The sequence below is a fragment of the Enterobacter sp. MF024 genome, from assembly GCF_005843915.1.
Lineage (GTDB): Bacteria > Pseudomonadota > Gammaproteobacteria > Enterobacterales > Enterobacteriaceae > Enterobacter > Enterobacter barmai.
This window is the reverse complement of the sequence record NZ_VCBB01000024.1, coordinates 1-14,618: the sequence shown is the minus strand read 5'-3', so window position 1 is coordinate 14,618 and position 14,618 is coordinate 1. Positions and strand designations below refer to the sequence as shown.

General features: G+C 57.8%; 17 protein-coding genes and 1 riboswitch. Of the genes, 6 read left to right on the top strand and 11 right to left on the bottom strand.

What is annotated here, in order from left to right; genetic code table 11:
• Positions 1-8: 8 nt before the first annotated feature.
• The 9 genes from FFB58_RS22470 to FFB58_RS22430 form a co-directional block, all read right to left on the bottom strand.
• Complete coding sequence (locus FFB58_RS22470) at positions 9-326, bottom strand: PTS lactose/cellobiose transporter subunit IIA (protein ID WP_138371059.1); 318 nt, start codon at positions 324-326, stop codon at positions 9-11.
• 3 nt (positions 327-329) lie between these two features.
• Positions 330-635: a PTS sugar transporter subunit IIB gene (locus tag FFB58_RS22465; RefSeq protein ID WP_039028885.1), complete on the bottom strand. Its 306-nt coding sequence runs from the start codon at positions 633-635 to the stop codon at positions 330-332.
• 292 nt (positions 636-927) lie between these two features.
• Entirely contained in the window at positions 928-2,061 is a 1,134-nt protein-coding gene (gene thiH / locus FFB58_RS22460) for a 2-iminoacetate synthase ThiH (RefSeq protein ID WP_138371058.1), read from the bottom strand.
• Complete coding sequence (thiG, locus tag FFB58_RS22455; RefSeq protein WP_138371057.1) at positions 2,058-2,828, bottom strand: thiazole synthase; 771 nt, start codon at positions 2,826-2,828, stop codon at positions 2,058-2,060. Before thiG ends, thiH begins: the two co-directional genes overlap by 4 nt.
• Position 2,829: 1 nt before the next feature.
• Positions 2,830-3,030, bottom strand: a complete 201-nt coding sequence (gene thiS / locus FFB58_RS22450) for a sulfur carrier protein ThiS (protein WP_138371056.1) — start codon at positions 3,028-3,030, stop codon at positions 2,830-2,832.
• The gene (thiF, locus tag FFB58_RS22445) at positions 3,014-3,769 is read right to left on the bottom strand and encodes a thiazole biosynthesis adenylyltransferase ThiF (protein WP_138371055.1); all 756 of its coding nucleotides are present in this window, start codon (positions 3,767-3,769) and stop codon (positions 3,014-3,016) included. The genes thiS and thiF overlap by 17 nt, the downstream gene beginning before the upstream one ends.
• On the bottom strand, positions 3,762-4,397 hold the full coding sequence (gene thiE / locus FFB58_RS22440; protein WP_138371054.1) for a thiamine phosphate synthase: 636 nt from the start codon (positions 4,395-4,397) through the stop codon (positions 3,762-3,764). Before thiE ends, thiF begins: the two co-directional genes overlap by 8 nt.
• Positions 4,397-6,292 carry a phosphomethylpyrimidine synthase ThiC gene (gene thiC / locus FFB58_RS22435; RefSeq protein ID WP_138371053.1) on the bottom strand — a complete coding sequence of 632 codons (1,896 nt, stop codon included), beginning with the start codon at positions 6,290-6,292 and terminating at the stop codon, positions 4,397-4,399. The genes thiE and thiC overlap by 1 nt, the downstream gene beginning before the upstream one ends.
• Positions 6,293-6,368: 76 nt before the next feature.
• Positions 6,369-6,477, bottom strand: a riboswitch (TPP riboswitch).
• A 53-nt stretch (positions 6,478-6,530) separates the two neighbouring features.
• Positions 6,531-7,028, bottom strand: coding sequence for an Rsd/AlgQ family anti-sigma factor (locus FFB58_RS22430; protein ID WP_039028892.1), 498 nt, complete (start codon positions 7,026-7,028; stop codon positions 6,531-6,533).
• 95 nt (positions 7,029-7,123) lie between these two features.
• Between FFB58_RS22430 and nudC the strand changes: the two genes are divergently transcribed.
• The 6 genes from nudC to FFB58_RS22400 all read left to right on the top strand — a co-directional run bounded on the left by nudC (position 7,124) and on the right by FFB58_RS22400 (position 11,480).
• The gene (gene nudC / locus FFB58_RS22425) at positions 7,124-7,897 is read left to right on the top strand and encodes an NAD(+) diphosphatase (protein ID WP_138371052.1); all 774 of its coding nucleotides are present in this window, start codon (positions 7,124-7,126) and stop codon (positions 7,895-7,897) included.
• Positions 7,898-7,939: 42 nt separating this feature from the next.
• Positions 7,940-9,004 (top strand): uroporphyrinogen decarboxylase, encoded by a 1,065-nt coding sequence (hemE, locus tag FFB58_RS22420; RefSeq protein ID WP_039028894.1) that lies wholly within the window; start codon positions 7,940-7,942, stop codon positions 9,002-9,004.
• A 9-nt stretch (positions 9,005-9,013) separates the two neighbouring features.
• Positions 9,014-9,685, top strand: a complete 672-nt coding sequence (nfi, locus tag FFB58_RS22415) for a deoxyribonuclease V (protein ID WP_039028895.1) — start codon at positions 9,014-9,016, stop codon at positions 9,683-9,685.
• A gap of 41 nt (positions 9,686-9,726) precedes the next feature.
• Positions 9,727-10,317, top strand: coding sequence for a YjaG family protein (locus FFB58_RS22410; RefSeq protein ID WP_138371051.1), 591 nt, complete (start codon positions 9,727-9,729; stop codon positions 10,315-10,317).
• A 186-nt stretch (positions 10,318-10,503) separates the two neighbouring features.
• Positions 10,504-10,776: a nucleoid-associated protein HU-alpha gene (gene hupA, locus FFB58_RS22405; RefSeq protein ID WP_002445246.1), complete on the top strand. Its 273-nt coding sequence runs from the start codon at positions 10,504-10,506 to the stop codon at positions 10,774-10,776.
• 11 nt (positions 10,777-10,787) lie between these two features.
• Positions 10,788-11,480 carry a DUF1481 domain-containing protein gene (locus FFB58_RS22400; protein ID WP_039028897.1) on the top strand — a complete coding sequence of 231 codons (693 nt, stop codon included), beginning with the start codon at positions 10,788-10,790 and terminating at the stop codon, positions 11,478-11,480.
• Between the two features lie 44 nt (positions 11,481-11,524).
• On the opposite strand, the gene purD is transcribed toward FFB58_RS22400, so the two are convergent.
• Together purD and purH are read right to left on the bottom strand one after the other, a co-directional pair.
• Complete coding sequence (gene purD / locus FFB58_RS22395) at positions 11,525-12,817, bottom strand: phosphoribosylamine--glycine ligase (protein ID WP_138371050.1); 1,293 nt, start codon at positions 12,815-12,817, stop codon at positions 11,525-11,527.
• 15 nt (positions 12,818-12,832) lie between these two features.
• A complete protein-coding gene (purH, locus tag FFB58_RS22390) occupies positions 12,833-14,422 on the bottom strand; it encodes a bifunctional phosphoribosylaminoimidazolecarboxamide formyltransferase/IMP cyclohydrolase (RefSeq protein ID WP_039028899.1) in 1,590 nt (529 codons plus the stop codon).
• Positions 14,423-14,618: the final 196 nt, after the last annotated feature.

The window sequence follows — 14,618 nt, the reverse complement described above, 5'->3', positions numbered from 1 at the left end:
GGGGCGTTTTAGTTCACAAGCGGCAAGCGGCGATAAATCTCGATCATATCTCCCGCCAGATCCTGAATCACCATCGCGTTCATCAGGTGATCCTGCGAGTGAACGGTGATCAGGTTTACCGGCAACTTGCCGGTGCCTTCATCAAGACCAATCAGTTTCGTCTGGATGGAGTGCGCCTGCTTAACGAATTCCCGTGACTCTTCCATCGCTTTTTCAGCTTCGGCAAAATCACCTTTACGCGCCATCTGCAGCGCGGTTAATGCTGAGCTACGGGCTGCACCGGCGTTGACCAGCAGCTCCATAATGATCGTTTCTAAATCTTCCACGGGTCACTCCAGCAGTTTGAGGGCTTTTTCCAGTACGGCATCACCTTTCATCATGCCGTAATCCATCATGTCGATAACCGCGACCTTTTTACCCAGCGGTTCAGCCTGAGCCTGAAGATTATTAAGTTCGTATTTGACCTGCGGGCCAAGCAACACAATGTCGGCTGCGGCGATTTCATCTTTAAACTCAGCAACCGGTACGGCTTTAATGGTTACTTCGACCCCTTTTTTCTGCGCGGCGTCTTTCATGCGTTGAACCAGCATGCTGGTGGACATTCCCGCTGCACAGCATAAAACGATGTTCTTCATAGTCAGCCTCAATGTACATGTGTTTATTGATAATTATCCTGCACCGTCCGCTTCGACAACCGCGTTACCGCGATTGTGTGTGAGTCATCACAAAGAAACCTGCATTTTCTGAAACCGGTTACAACTGTTACAGCATGGGGAAAGGCAGGGCGAAACGAGGAAGAAGCTTTCCGCCCTGGTCAGCATCCCCTGCTGACGAAATAAGCGTAAAAAAAACGGGCGCAGTATGACAATGGCCCGTTGATAAGGTTACGTGACGCCTCGTAATAACTTCTCTGCGTTACCGCTTTTTTCAGCCATGTTGCGAGGCGCGTCCCAGCCAGCTGTCCCAGTCTTTCCAGACGGGCTGCAATCCCTGATGGCTGAGCGCCGCGGCAACGTCTTCCGGACGGCGGTTGTCGTGCGGCGCAAACTGCTCCAGCTCGGGATGGTCATCGGCATAGCCGCCAGGCTGAGTTTTTGAAAATGCGCTGACGTTGTTGATGGCCAGAGGAATGACGCGATCGCGAAACGCGGGAGATTCCCGGGTCGACAGCGACAGCTCCACCTCAGGGGCCAGCAGGCGAAACGCGCAGATGGTCTGCACCAGCTGGCGTTCATCCATGATCGACGCGGGCTGGATCCCCCCGGCGCAGGGGCGCAGCCGGGGAAAAGAGATCGAGTACCGGCTCTGCCAGTAGTGCTGCTGTAGCCACAGCAGATGCTCCGCCACCATAAAATTATCCACCCGCCAGCTGTCAGAAAGCCCGGTAAGCGCCCCGAGGCCGATCTTGTCGATCCCGGCGCGTCCCAGCCGATCCGGGGTCTCCAGTCTCCAGAAGAAATCCTGTTTTTTACCTTTCAGATGGTGCTGCGCATACACCGCTTCGTGGTAGGTCTCCTGATAGACCAGCACGCCATCCAGCCCCAGCGTTTTCAGCTCGCCATACTCTGCCTCTGACAGCGGTTGAACTTCCATCTGTAAAGAGGCGAACCGGCGGCGAATGGCTGGCATATGACGGCGAAAATAGTCCATCCCGACTTTAGTCTGATGTTCGCCGGTGACCAGCAACAGATGCTCAAAACCCATCTCGCGGATCGCGGTGCACTCCCGGGCAATCTCGTTTTCATCCAGCGTTTTGCGCTTGATGTGGTTGCTCATTGAGAAGCCGCAGTAGGTGCAGTCGTTGGCGCACAGATTGGAGAGATAGAGCGGGACATAAAAGCTCACCGTGTTGCCAAAGCGCTGGCGGGTAAGGCGCTGCGCCCGCTGCGCCATCTGCTCCAGATAGCCGCTGGCGGCAGGGGAGAGCAGGGCCATCATATCCTCCCGGGTCGGCTGAAGGGCGTTTAATGCCCGCTCCACGTCCGCAGGCGTTTTTGCGTTGATGCGCAGGCGAATATCGTCCCAGTCGAGCTGGCGCCAGCGATCGGTAAAGGTTTTCATGATAACGCCTCCAGAAACCCGGTTAACGGGCTGGTGGCATGGGCTTCAACGCTCCGGGCGCCGGGACCAGACTGGCGAGCCAGTAGGCCAGCCTCTACCGCCAGACGAAACGCCCGCGCCATGGTGACCGGATCGTCCGCGACCGCAATGGCGGTATTCACCAGCACGGCGTCGGCGCCCATTTCCAGCGCCTGAGCGGCATGGCTAGGCACGCCGATCCCGGCATCCACGATCACCGGCACGGTCGCCTGCTGGATGATAATCTCCAGCATCGCCCGGGTTTCCAGCCCCTGATTGGAGCCTATCGGCGCGCCGAGCGGCATCACCGCCGCACAGCCAGCCTCTTCGAGCCGTTTGCACAGTACCGGATCGGCACCACAGTAGGGCAACACCGTGAACCCTTCTTTGACCAGCATCTCCGCCGCTTTCAGCGTCTCGATGGGATCGGGCAGCAGCCAGCGGGCATCGGGATGGATCTCCAGCTTAAGCCAGTGCGTGCCCAGCGCCTCGCGCGCCAGCCGGGCAGCGAACACCGCCTCTTCCGCAGTTTTGGCCCCGGAGGTGTTGGGCAGCAGGCTCACGCCCGCGTCCAGCAGCGGTGCCAGGATAGCGTCGTTGTGATTACGCAGATCGACCCGCTTCATAGCCAGCGTCACCAGCTGGCTGCCGCTCTCCCGGATCGCGCCTACCATCAGCTGCGGCGAGGCAAATTTGCCGGTACCGGTAAACAGATGTGAATCAAAGGTTTTATCAGCAATACGTAACATCTCAGCCTCCGGCAATCACCTGAAAGAGCAGGATCTGATCGCCTTCGCACACCTGCTGTTTTTCCCACTGCTCGCGCGGCAGGATCTGTTGATTCAGGGCCAGCGCGACCCCGGGTTTTAACTGGCGCAGCTGGGAGAGCAGGGTGGCGACGGTGATGCCTTCCACGCACTGCATCGGTTCGTCGTTAAACTGGATCCGCATGCTGCCCCCCACATACCTGACAGCCGCTGGTGCGCTGCAAAGCCAGCTGCCGCCAGCTCCCTGCCCGGGCGTCGAACAGACGTAGCGCATTGCGCGTAGTCTCGATGCCGCTGAGCAGCTTGATCGCCTCCAGCGCCTGCAGGGTGCCCATCACGCCAACCACCGGGCCGACAACACCGGCGGTGCGGCAGTTGCGCTGCGGCTCGTCATCATCCGGCCACAGACAGCGGTAGCAGCCCTGCGTCCAGGGAGGCGTCAGCACCATCATCTGTCCGCCAAAGCCCACGGCGCTGGCGGTGATAAGCGGAGTGTTGAGCATCACGCAGGCGGCGTTGATCGCCTGGCGGGTGGCCATGTTGTCGGTGCAGTCCAGCACCACGTCGGCGCGGGCGATCTCCTCCTGCAGCGCGTTGCCTTCCAGCCGGGTCTGCAGGGCAATCAGCCGGATATCGGGGTTGAGCTGCTGCAGGCGACGCTGCGTTACCTGCGCTTTCGGCTGGGCAATATCGTCGGTGGTGAAGAGGATCTGCCGCTGCAAATTGCTCAGATGAACCTCGTCATCGTCGGCCAGCACCAGCGTGCCGATCCCGGCTCCGGCCAGGTATAGCGCCGCCGGGGCGCCCAGTCCGCCGAGGCCGATCAGCAACACCCGGCTGGCGAGCAGCTTTTGCTGCCCGTCGATGGCGATATCGTCCAGCAGGATCTGGCGGCTGTAGCGCATAAAGTCACGGTCATTCATCGCCTGTCCCCGCCAGTTGCAGCAGCTGCGCCGTCGCTGCCTGCCAGTCCCCGGCCTGGGTGATGGCGCTCACCACCGCGATGCTTCCCACGCCGGTCGCCAGGACCGCAGGCGCGCGTTCGAGGCTTATACCGCCGATGGCGACGGTGGGATAATCCCCGAGCCGTTCGATATGACGGGCCAGCTGTTCAAGCCCTTGCGGAGCTGAAGGCATCTGCTTGGTCTGGGTCGGAAAAACGTGTCCCAGGGCGATGTAAGACGGACGTGCCGCCAGCGCCACGTCGATCTCCATGTCGTCATGCGTCGACACGCCGAGACGCAAACCGGCGCGACGAATGGCTTCCAGATCGGTGGTCTCCAGATCCTCCTGACCCAGATGCACGCCGTAAGCCTGGTGCTTAATCGCCATACGCCAGTAGTCATTGATAAACAGGCGGGCGTCATAACGACGCCCCAGGGCAATGGCTGCCGCAATATCGGCCTCAACCTCGTCATCCTGTTTATCCTTGATGCGCAGCTGCAGGGTTTTTACCCCAGCGGCCAGCAGACGCTCAAGCCACGCCACGCTGTCGACCACCGGGTAAAGCCCCAGACGAAACGGCACTGGCGGAAAGTTGGGCTGATACATTACGCCTCCTCTTTTTTGAGGTAGATTTCGCCGCCCCGGGCGCGGAAGGTCTCTGACATATCGGCCATTCCCACTTCGATAGTCTGCGCCGCGGCGTAATCACGCACCTCCTGGCTGATTTTCATCGAGCAGAATTTCGGCCCGCACATGGAGCAGAAGTGCGCCACTTTACCGGACTCCTGCGGCAGGGTTTCGTCGTGATAGGCGCGGGCGGTGAACGGGTCGAGGGCGAGGTTGAACTGATCTTCCCAGCGGAATTCGAAGCGCGCTTTCGACATGGCGTTATCGCGGATCTGCGCCCCCGGATGGCCCTTCGCCAGGTCGGCGGCGTGGGCGGCAATTTTGTAGGTGATCAGCCCCTGCTTCACGTCCTCTTTGTTCGGCAGACCGAGATGCTCTTTCGGCGTCACGTAGCAAAGCATCGCGCAGCCGAACCAGCCAATCATCGCCGCGCCAATGCCGGAGGTGAAGTGGTCGTAACCCGGTGCGATATCGGTGGTCAACGGCCCCAGGGTATAGAACGGCGCTTCGTGGCAGTGCTCAAGCTCTTCGGTCATGTTGCGGCGGATCATCTGCATCGGCACATGGCCTGGGCCTTCAATCATCACCTGAACGTCATACTCCCAGGCAATTTTGGTCAGCTCGCCCAGAGTGTGCAGCTCGGCAAACTGCGCTTCATCGTTAGCATCGCGAATGGAGCCCGGACGCAGGCCATCGCCCAGCGACAGCGAAACGTCGTACGCGGCGCAGATCTCGCAGATTTCGCGGAAGTGCTCATACAGGAAGTTCTCCTGATGATGGGACAGGCACCATTTTGCCATGATCGAACCGCCGCGGGAGACGATGCCGGTCAGGCGTTTAGCGGTCATCGGCACATAGCGCAGCAGCACGCCCGCGTGGATGGTGAAGTAATCCACGCCCTGTTCGGCCTGCTCCAGCAGGGTATCCCGGAAAGCCTCCCAGGTGAGGTCTTCCGCGATGCCGTTCACCTTCTCCAGCGCCTGGTAGATGGGGACGGTACCAATCGGCACCGGGCTGTTACGCAGGATCCACTCACGGGTCTCGTGAATATAGCGACCGGTGGAAAGGTCCATGACGGTGTCCGCCCCCCAGCGCGTCGACCAGACCAGTTTTTCCACCTCTTCTTCGATGGAGGAGGTCACGGCCGAGTTACCGATATTGGCATTCACTTTCACCAGGAAGTTACGCCCGATGATCATCGGCTCCGATTCCGGATGGTTGATGTTGGCGGGAATAATGGCGCGGCCGGCGGCCACTTCGTCACGCACAAACTCCGGGGTGATGTTCTCCGGCAGACGAGCCCCAAAGCCCTCACCCGGATGCTGGTGGCGCAGCACCTCGCCACGGATGCGCTCGCGGCCCATGTTTTCGCGAATGGCGATAAACTCCATCTCCGGCGTGACGATCCCCTGACGGGCGTAGTGCAGCTGGGTGACGCATTTGCCAGGCCTGGCACGCTTCGGCGTGAGAAGACCGGTGAAGCGCAGCTCGTCCAGGCCATCATCGGCCAGGCGTTCGCGGGTATAAGCCGAGCTTTGCTCGTTCAGCGCTTCGCTGTCGTCACGCGCGTCAATCCACGGCTGGCGCAGTTTTGCCAGTCCCAGCTGGACGTTAATGGTCACAGCCGGATCGCCGTAAGGCCCGGAGGTGTCGTAGACCGGCACCGCTTCGTTCTCTTCAAACTGCGGGTTTTCTTTACTGCCGCCGATGAGCGTCGGGCTGAGCTGGATCTCGCGCATGGGTACGCGGATATCATCCCGGGAGCCGGTCAGATAGATGCGTTTAGAGTTTGGGAAAGCGGTGCCTTCCAGAGTATCGATGAAGCGTTGGGCGTGTGTGCGCTGTTCGCGGCGGGTCATTTTTGTGGCAGACATAGCTCGTTCCAGTAAGTTCAGGAAGTGGCTTGTCAGACGACGGATGAAGCAAGAGAGGATCGCCCGGGGGCGATACAGTAAATTGACTCTTGTTCCCTTCGCAGGTCTTAACCTGATCAGGTTCCGCGGATCCCGAATTAACGGTCTCAGCCCGGCTTTCGCACTGGGCACTCCGACAAGAATTTGCTCCCCTACAGCGGGAGCAGTAAATGTAAATTACGCGTTAACGATAAATAACTCAAGCCGGTCGGGCGACGTTATCTTCGTTGCTTGCTTTCAGATTGTGATCCAGCGCGAGGGCGATCAGGTTGTCTTCCAGCGTAAATCGTTGCTCCAGCGCCTCGCCGATATCAGAAAGTGCCTGCTGAAATTCCAGATAGTTGTCCTGATCGATGGCATTTTCGAGCGTGGAGTCGTAATAATCCATGATCTGCTGAGTGTTGGCTTCCAGCAGAGGGTAGAGTTTGGTGGCCGCTAAAAACGGGCTGTTACCTTCCATTTCACCGATAATGCGTTCATAAATATTGAAATGACCATTGGAAAGGTAGTCGACCAGGCTCTGGCAAAAATCGTCCAGCGCTTTTTCATTCAGGCGCATGTAGGACTCTTTACCCGGCTTAATGCCAACGAGATTGTAGTAGGCAACGAGCAGATGTTTACGCACGTGAAGCCAGCGATCGACCAGTTTGTTACTTCCGCCAACGCGCTCTGTCAGGTTTTCTAGCTGGTTTAGCATGTTTGACTCCGCAAGGTTAAGATTAAAAGCTGCCCACCCAAAATGTAATAGTATTGTTACCAACATGCCTGTGAAGCAAAGGTAGTGCAATAGATATGGATCGTATAATTGAAAAATCGGATCGCGGCTGGTGGTTAGTCAGCCATGAACAAAAATTATGGTTGCCCGGTGGTGAATTACCACATGGCGAAGCCGGAAATTTCGATCTTGCGGGTCAACCCGCACTAAACATTGGCGAGTGGCAGGGCGATTCTGTGTGGTTGATCCAACAAAATCGTCGCCACGATATGGGATCGGTTCGCCAGGTGCTCGATCTCGATGTCGGCCTGTTCCAGCTGGCCGGCCGCGCTGTGCAGTTGGCCGAGTTTTATCGCTCGCATAAATATTGCGGTTACTGCGGTCACACCATGCACCCAAGCAAAACCGAATGGGCCATGCTCTGCAGCCACTGCCGCGAACGCTACTATCCGCAAATCGCGCCGTGCATCATCGTCGCTATCCGTCGTGAAGACACCATCCTGCTGGCGCAACATACCCGTCATCGCAACGGGGTGCATACCGTGCTGGCCGGGTTTGTGGAAGTGGGCGAAACGCTGGAGCAGGCCGTTGCGCGTGAAGTGATGGAAGAGAGCGGTATCAAAGTGAAGAACCTGCGCTACGTCACCTCCCAGCCGTGGCCGTTCCCGCAATCGCTGATGACCGCCTTTATGGCCGAGTACGACAGCGGCGAGATCGTCATCGACCCGAAAGAGTTGCTGTCAGCCGACTGGTATCGTTACGACGATTTACCGCTGCTCCCACCGCCCGGCACTGTGGCGCGCCGCCTGATAGAAGATACCGTGGCAATGTGTCGGGCTGACGATATCTGAGACGTGATACACTGGGAATAAGACGCTTAAGGAACTGCAAAAATGACCGAACTGAAGAACGATCGTTATCTGCGTGCGCTGCTGCGCCAACCCGTTGATATCACCCCGGTATGGATGATGCGCCAGGCGGGCCGCTATTTGCCGGAATATAAAGCCACGCGTGCGCAGGCGGGCGATTTTATGTCGCTGTGCAAAAATGCGGAGCTGGCCTGCGAAGTGACCCTTCAGCCGCTGCGCCGCTATCCGCTGGACGCGGCGATCCTCTTCTCAGATATCCTGACTATCCCGGATGCGATGGGGCTTGGTCTGTACTTTGAAACCGGCGAAGGTCCGCGCTTCTCTTCTCCCATCAAGAGCAAAGCGGACATCGACAATCTGCCGATCCCGGACCCGGAGCAGGAACTCGGTTATGTGATGAACGCGGTGCGCACTATTCGCCGCGAGCTGAAAGGCGAAGTACCGCTGATTGGTTTCTCCGGCAGTCCGTGGACGCTGGCGACCTACATGGTCGAAGGCGGCAGCAGCAAAGCCTTTACCGTTATCAAGAAGATGATGTACGCCGATCCGCTGGCGCTCCATGCCCTGCTCGAAAAGCTGGCGAAAAGCGTCACCCTCTATCTGAACGCGCAGATCAAAGCGGGCGCGCAGTCGGTGATGATCTTCGACACCTGGGGCGGAGTGCTGACGGGCCGCGATTACCAGCAGTTCTCGCTCTACTACATGCATAAAATCGTCGATGGCCTGCTGCGTGAAAACGAAGGGCGCCGCGTGCCGGTAACGCTGTTCACCAAAGGCGGAGGCCAGTGGCTGGAAGCGATGGCAGAGACCGGCTGTGATGCGCTGGGCCTCGACTGGACCACCGATATCGCCGATGCGCGCCGTCGCGTGGGGGACAAAGTCGCCCTGCAGGGCAACATGGATCCGTCTATGCTGTATGCTCCGGCCGCCCGTATTGAAGAAGAAGTCTCGACCATTCTGGCAGGCTTCGGTCAGGGCGAGGGCCATGTCTTTAACCTGGGGCACGGTATTCATCAGGATGTTCCGCCAGAGCATGCAGGCGTGTTTGTGGAGGCGGTACACCGACTTTCTGCCCAGTATCACCCGTAAGGAGTCGTTATGGATCTTGCGTCACTTCGCGCTCAACAACTTAAACTCGCTGCGTCTGTATCCCGTGAGGATCGTCTGGATAAAGACCCGCCCACGCTGATTGCGGGGGCCGATGTCGGGTTTGAGCAGGGCGGAGAGGTGACGCGGGCGGCGATAGTGCTCCTGACGTACCCCGGGCTGGAGCTGGTTGAATACCAGGTGGCGCGCATCGCCACGACCATGCCCTATATTCCCGGCTTCCTCTCATTTCGTGAGTATCCCGCGCTGCTGGCCGCGTGGGATCAGCTCTCGCAAAGGCCCGATCTGCTGTTCGTTGACGGGCATGGGATCTCCCATCCGCGCCGTCTCGGCGTCGCCAGCCATTTTGGCCTGCTGGTGGATGTGCCGACCATCGGCGTGGCGAAGAAACGCCTCTGCGGCAAGTTTGAGCCTCTGTCGCCCGAACCCGGGGCGCTGGCGCCATTGATGGATAAAGGCGAGCAGCTGGCTTGGGTCTGGCGCAGCAAAGCCCGCTGCAATCCGCTGTTCATCGCCACCGGTCATCGCGTCAGTACCGACAGCGCCCTGGCGTGGGTCCAGCGCTGTATGCGGGGCTATCGGCTGCCGGAACCGACCCGCTGGGCCGATGCGGTGGCTTCCGGGCGTCCGGCTTTTGTTCGTTGGCAGGAAATTCAGCGCTGATTCAGGTAAACTGCGGCCAATTTTCGATTCGAGACATCATCATGTTACAAAACCCGATTCATCTGCGCCTTGAGAAGCTGGAAAGCTGGCAGCACGTCACTTTTATGGCCTGTCTGTGCGAACGTATGTATCCGAACTACGCCATGTTCTGCAAGCAGACTGAATTTGGTGATGGTCAACTGTATCGCCGTATCCTCGATCTGGTGTGGGAAACGCTGACGGTCAAAGATGCCAGGGTGAACTTCGACTCCCAGCTCGATAAGCTGGAAGAGGCGATCCCGGTTGCTGATGACTATGATGTCTATGGCGTCTACCCGGCCATTGATGCCTGTGTGGCCTTAAGTGAACTGATTCACTCGCGTCTGAGTGGCGAAACTCTGGAACATGCCATCGAAGTCAGTAAGGCCTCTATCACCACTGTGGCGATGCTGGAGATGACTCAGGCAGAGCGTGAAATGACCGATGAAGAGCTCCGTCTGAACCCGGCCGTTGAGCAGGAATGGGATATCCAGTGGGAAATTTTCCGTTTGCTGGCCGAGTGTGAAGAACGCGATATCGAACTGATTAAAGGTCTGCGTGCAGACTTGCGTGAGGCAGGCGAGAGTAACATTGGTATAAATCTTAACCAGTGAGACAACAAAACGTGATTTAACGCCTGATTTGTCATGCCTCTACTCTTCCCTTCTGCCCCCCGTCTGGTCTACATTTGGGGGGCGAAAATAAGTGGCTATCGGTGCGTGTATGCAGGAGAGTGCTTTTTTGGCATTTTCGTCGCACTCGATGCTTAGCAAGCGATAAACACATTGAAAGGATAACTTATGAACAAGACTCAACTGATTGATGTAATTGCGGACAAAGCTGACCTGTCTAAAGTACAGGCTAAAGCTGCTCTGGAATCCACCCTGGCTGCAATTACTGAGTCTCTGAAAGAAGGCGATGCTGTACAACTGGTAGGTTTCGGTACCTTCAAAGTGAACCACCGCGCTGAGCGTACTGGCCGCAACCCGCAGACCGGTAAAGAAATCAAAATCGCTGCAGCTAACGTGCCAGCATTTGTTTCTGGCAAAGCACTGAAAGACGCAGTTAAGTAAGCCGCGTAGCAGTGAACAGTTTTATCGAGGGGGCGGTTTCGCCCCTTTTGTCTGTCTGGCGCCAGGCACTGGCGCTGGCGGGCGTGCTTGTACTGACCGCCTGCAGTCATGACTCCTCCCTGCCGGCTTTTACTGCCAGCGGCTACGCTGACAATCAGGGCGCGGTACGCGTCTGGCGTAAAGACTCAGACGACGAAGTGCATCTCCTCTCCGCTTTTAGCCCCTGGCATAGCGGAAGTACTACTACCAGTGAATACCGCTGGCAGGGCGATACGCTCGCTTATATCGACGTAAACATCTACAGCAAAGTCCCCGAGCATGTGCGGGTACGTTTTGACGACCACGGTGAGCTGAGCTTTATGCAGCGCGAAATCGGCGGTCTTAAACAGCAGCTCTCTACCGATCAAATCGAACTTTACCGTTACCGGGCCGATCAAATTCGCCAGACCAGCGATGCGCTGCGACAGGGAAGGGTGGTGCTGCATCAGGGGCGCTGGCATGCCGACGGCACCGTCACCACGTGCGAAGGCCAGACCCTGAAGCCGGATCTCGATAGCTGGGCAACGGAACACATTGCACGCCGTCAGAGCCACTCCTCTATGGAAGTGAGCGTGGCGTGGCTGGAAGCGCCTGAAGGGTCACAGCTGCTGCTGGTGGCTAACGAAGATTTCTGTACCTGGCAGCCGACAGAGAAGAGTTTTTAAGTTCCCTCCCCCCGATGGGGAGAGGGTCAGGGTGAGGAGAAAAATTACTTCCCCTGCTCGCGCGCAATCGCACGATAACCAATATCATTACGGCTGAAGCTGCCGTTCCAGTGAATATCCGCCATCAGCGCATAGGCGCGTTGCTGCGCTTCTGCAACGGTATTGCCCAGCGCCGTGGCGCACAGGACGCGTCCACCGTTGGTCAGCACAAGTTCGTCATCAGAGAGCCTGGTGCCTGCGTGGAACACTTTCGCACCATCGATTTCTTCCAGCGGCAGGCCGTGGATTTGATCGCCGGTGTTGTAGTTGCCCGGATAACCGCCCGCAGCAATCACCACGCCCAGAGACGCGCGCTCATCCCACTCAGAGGTTTTCTGGTCCAGCTTGCCTTCGCAGGCGGCCAGGCACAGCTCCACCAGATCGGATTTCATGCGCAGCATGATCGGCTGAGTTTCCGGATCGCCAAAGCGGCAGTTGAACTCGATAACCTTAGGGTTGCCCTGTTTGTCGATCATCAGGCCCGCGTACAGGAAGCCGGTGTAGGTGTTACCTTCCGCAGCCATTCCTTTCACGGTTGGCCAGATGATGCGATCCATGGTGCGCTGGTGTACTTCGTCGGTGACCACCGGAGCAGGGGAGTATGCGCCCATGCCGCCGGTATTCGGGCCGGTATCGGCATCGCCAACGCGCTTATGATCCTGACTGGTGGCCATCGGCAGGACGTGCTCGCCGTCGACCATGACGATAAAGCTCGCCTCTTCCCCGTCGAGGAACTCTTCGATCACGATACGGTGGCCCGCATCGCCAAAAGCGTTCCCTGCCAGCATGTCCTGGACAGCGGCTTCTGCTTCTTCGAGAGTCATCGCCACGATAACGCCTTTACCGGCGGCCAGGCCGTCGGCCTTGATCACAATCGGCGCGCCTTTTTCACGTAAGTAAGCCAGCGCAGGCTCCACTTCGGTGAAATTCTGGTATTCCGCGGTCGGGATGTTGTGACGCGCCAGGAAATCTTTGGTGAAGGCTTTCGAGCCTTCGAGCTGCGCGGCGCCTTCGGTCGGGCCGAAGATGGTCAGGCCCGCCGCGCGGAACGCGTCAACCACGCCAATCACCAGCGGCGCTTCCGGGCCGACGATGGTCAGGTCGATTTTCTCGTTGCGGGCGAAGTTCAGCAGCGCCGGGATATCGGTCACGCCGATAGCCACGTTCTGCAGGGCAGGCTCGAGAGCCGTACCGGCGTTACCCGGCGCCACAAAGACGGTTTTTACCTGCGGAGACTGCGCCGCTTTCCACGCCAGGGCGTGCTCACGCCCGCCGTTACCAATCACTAATACTTTCATTCTCTGCTCCGGAAATTAATGGCGGAAATGACGCATGTCGGTGAAGATCATCGCGATGCCGTGTTCATCAGCGGCAGCAATCACTTCGTCATCACGGATAGAGCCGCCAGGCTGGATCACACAGGTGATACCCACAGCGGCAGCCGCGTCGATGCCGTCACGGAACGGGAAGAAGGCGTCAGAGGCCATAGCAGACCCTTTCACTTCCAGACCTTCATCGCCCGCTTTAATACCGGCGATTTTCGCGGAGTAGACGCGGCTCATCTGGCCTGCGCCTATGCCGATAGTCATGTTCTCTTTGGCATATACGATTGCGTTGGATTTCACGAACTTAGCCACTTTCCAGCAGAACAGCGCATCACGCAGCTCCTGCTCGCTCGGCTGACGCTTAGTAACCACGCGCAGGTCGGCTTCTGTCACCATACCCAGGTCACGATCCTGAACCAGCAGACCGCCGTTCACACGCTTGAAGTCCAGGCCCGGAACGCGTTCCGCCCACTGACCGCAAACCAGTACGCGCACGTTCTGTTTTGCCGCAGTGATTTTCAGCGCTTCTTCGGTGGCAGAAGGGGCGATGATCACTTCAACGAACTGGCGGGAGATGATCGCCTGGGCGGTTTCGGCATCCAGCTCGCGGTTAAAGGCAATAATGCCGCCAAACGCAGAGGTCGGGTCGGTTTTATAAGCGCGATCGTAAGCATCCAGAATAGAGGTGCTTACCGCCACGCCGCATGGGTTTGCATGCTTAACGATAACGCATGCTGGCTCGCTGAACTCTTTCACGCACTCCAGCGCCGCGTCGGTGTCAGCGATGTTGTTATAGGAGAGCGCCTTGCCCTGAACCTGCTGTGCTGTAGCAACGGAGGCTTCTTTTACCTCTTCTTCTATATAGAAGGCTGCCTGCTGGTGGCTGTTCTCACCGTAGCGCATATCCTGCTTCTTGATGAAGTTCAGGTTTAAGGTGCGAGAGAAGCGGCCGGAAGGTTCGTTGCTTTCGCCGTGATAGGCAGGTACCAGGCTACCGAAGTAGTTGGCGATCATGCTGTCGTACGCGGCGGTATGTTCGAAGGCCTTAATGGCGAGGTCGAAACGGGTCCCGAGATCCAGCGAACCTTCGTTGGCATCCATCTCTTTAATAATGGCATCGTAGTCACTGCTCTTTACGACGATGGCGACATCTTTATGGTTCTTCGCCGCGGAGCGCACCATGGTTGGGCCGCCGATATCGATGTTCTCTACCGCATCTTCCAGAGAGCAGCCTTCACGGGCAACGGTCTGGGCGAACGGATAAAGGTTAACAACGACCATGTCGATCGGCGCGATCCCATGTTGCTCCATAATTCCGTCGTCCTGACCGCGACGACCCAGAATGCCGCCGTGAACTTTCGGGTGCAGGGTTTTGACGCGTCCATCCATCATTTCCGGGAAACCGGTGTAATCGGACACTTCGGTTACCGGCAGGCCTTTATCTGCTAACAGGCGAGCAGTGCCACCCGTAGACAGCAGCTCTACGCCACGTGCAGAAAGTGCCTGAGCGAATTCGACGATACCGGCTTTATCAGAAACACTGAGCAGAGCGCGGCGGACTGGACGACGTTGTTGCATGGTAAATCCCCTGGATTTGACGATTACAGAGAGCGTTAGGTGAATTTTCCACATAAAAACTCAACTAACACACCTGGCGGGGTCACTTTATTAAGCGCGAGCATTTTAACGAAAACGTTTGCGCAACGCTCGCACATTTTCACTTTTTCGTCGCATTGTGGATAAGTCTGTGTGTAAACAGGTATAAGGCGGGGTT

What these genes read in the sequence shown, in the direction of transcription:
- thiS (WP_138371056.1), bottom strand. Translation starts at nt 3,030, where the DNA reads ATGCGGATCCAGTTTAACGACGAACCGATGCAGTGCGTGGAAGGCATC.
- thiH (WP_138371058.1), bottom strand. Translation starts at nt 2,061, where the DNA reads ATGAAAACCTTTACCGATCGCTGGCGCCAGCTCGACTGGGACGATATT.
- FFB58_RS22465 (WP_039028885.1), bottom strand. Translation starts at nt 635, where the DNA reads ATGAAGAACATCGTTTTATGCTGTGCAGCGGGAATGTCCACCAGCATG.
- purH (WP_039028899.1), bottom strand. Translation starts at nt 14,422, where the DNA reads ATGCAACAACGTCGTCCAGTCCGCCGCGCTCTGCTCAGTGTTTCTGAT.
- FFB58_RS22430 (WP_039028892.1), bottom strand. Translation starts at nt 7,028, where the DNA reads ATGCTAAACCAGCTAGAAAACCTGACAGAGCGCGTTGGCGGAAGTAAC.
- nudC (WP_138371052.1), top strand. Translation starts at nt 7,124, where the DNA reads ATGGATCGTATAATTGAAAAATCGGATCGCGGCTGGTGGTTAGTCAGC.
- hemE (WP_039028894.1), top strand. Translation starts at nt 7,940, where the DNA reads ATGACCGAACTGAAGAACGATCGTTATCTGCGTGCGCTGCTGCGCCAA.
- thiF (WP_138371055.1), bottom strand. Translation starts at nt 3,769, where the DNA reads ATGAATGACCGTGACTTTATGCGCTACAGCCGCCAGATCCTGCTGGAC.
- thiC (WP_138371053.1), bottom strand. Translation starts at nt 6,292, where the DNA reads ATGTCTGCCACAAAAATGACCCGCCGCGAACAGCGCACACACGCCCAA.
- thiE (WP_138371054.1), bottom strand. Translation starts at nt 4,397, where the DNA reads ATGTATCAGCCCAACTTTCCGCCAGTGCCGTTTCGTCTGGGGCTTTAC.
- FFB58_RS22410 (WP_138371051.1), top strand. Translation starts at nt 9,727, where the DNA reads ATGTTACAAAACCCGATTCATCTGCGCCTTGAGAAGCTGGAAAGCTGG.
- purD (WP_138371050.1), bottom strand. Translation starts at nt 12,817, where the DNA reads ATGAAAGTATTAGTGATTGGTAACGGCGGGCGTGAGCACGCCCTGGCG.
- hupA (WP_002445246.1), top strand. Translation starts at nt 10,504, where the DNA reads ATGAACAAGACTCAACTGATTGATGTAATTGCGGACAAAGCTGACCTG.
- nfi (WP_039028895.1), top strand. Translation starts at nt 9,014, where the DNA reads ATGGATCTTGCGTCACTTCGCGCTCAACAACTTAAACTCGCTGCGTCT.
- thiG (WP_138371057.1), bottom strand. Translation starts at nt 2,828, where the DNA reads ATGTTACGTATTGCTGATAAAACCTTTGATTCACATCTGTTTACCGGT.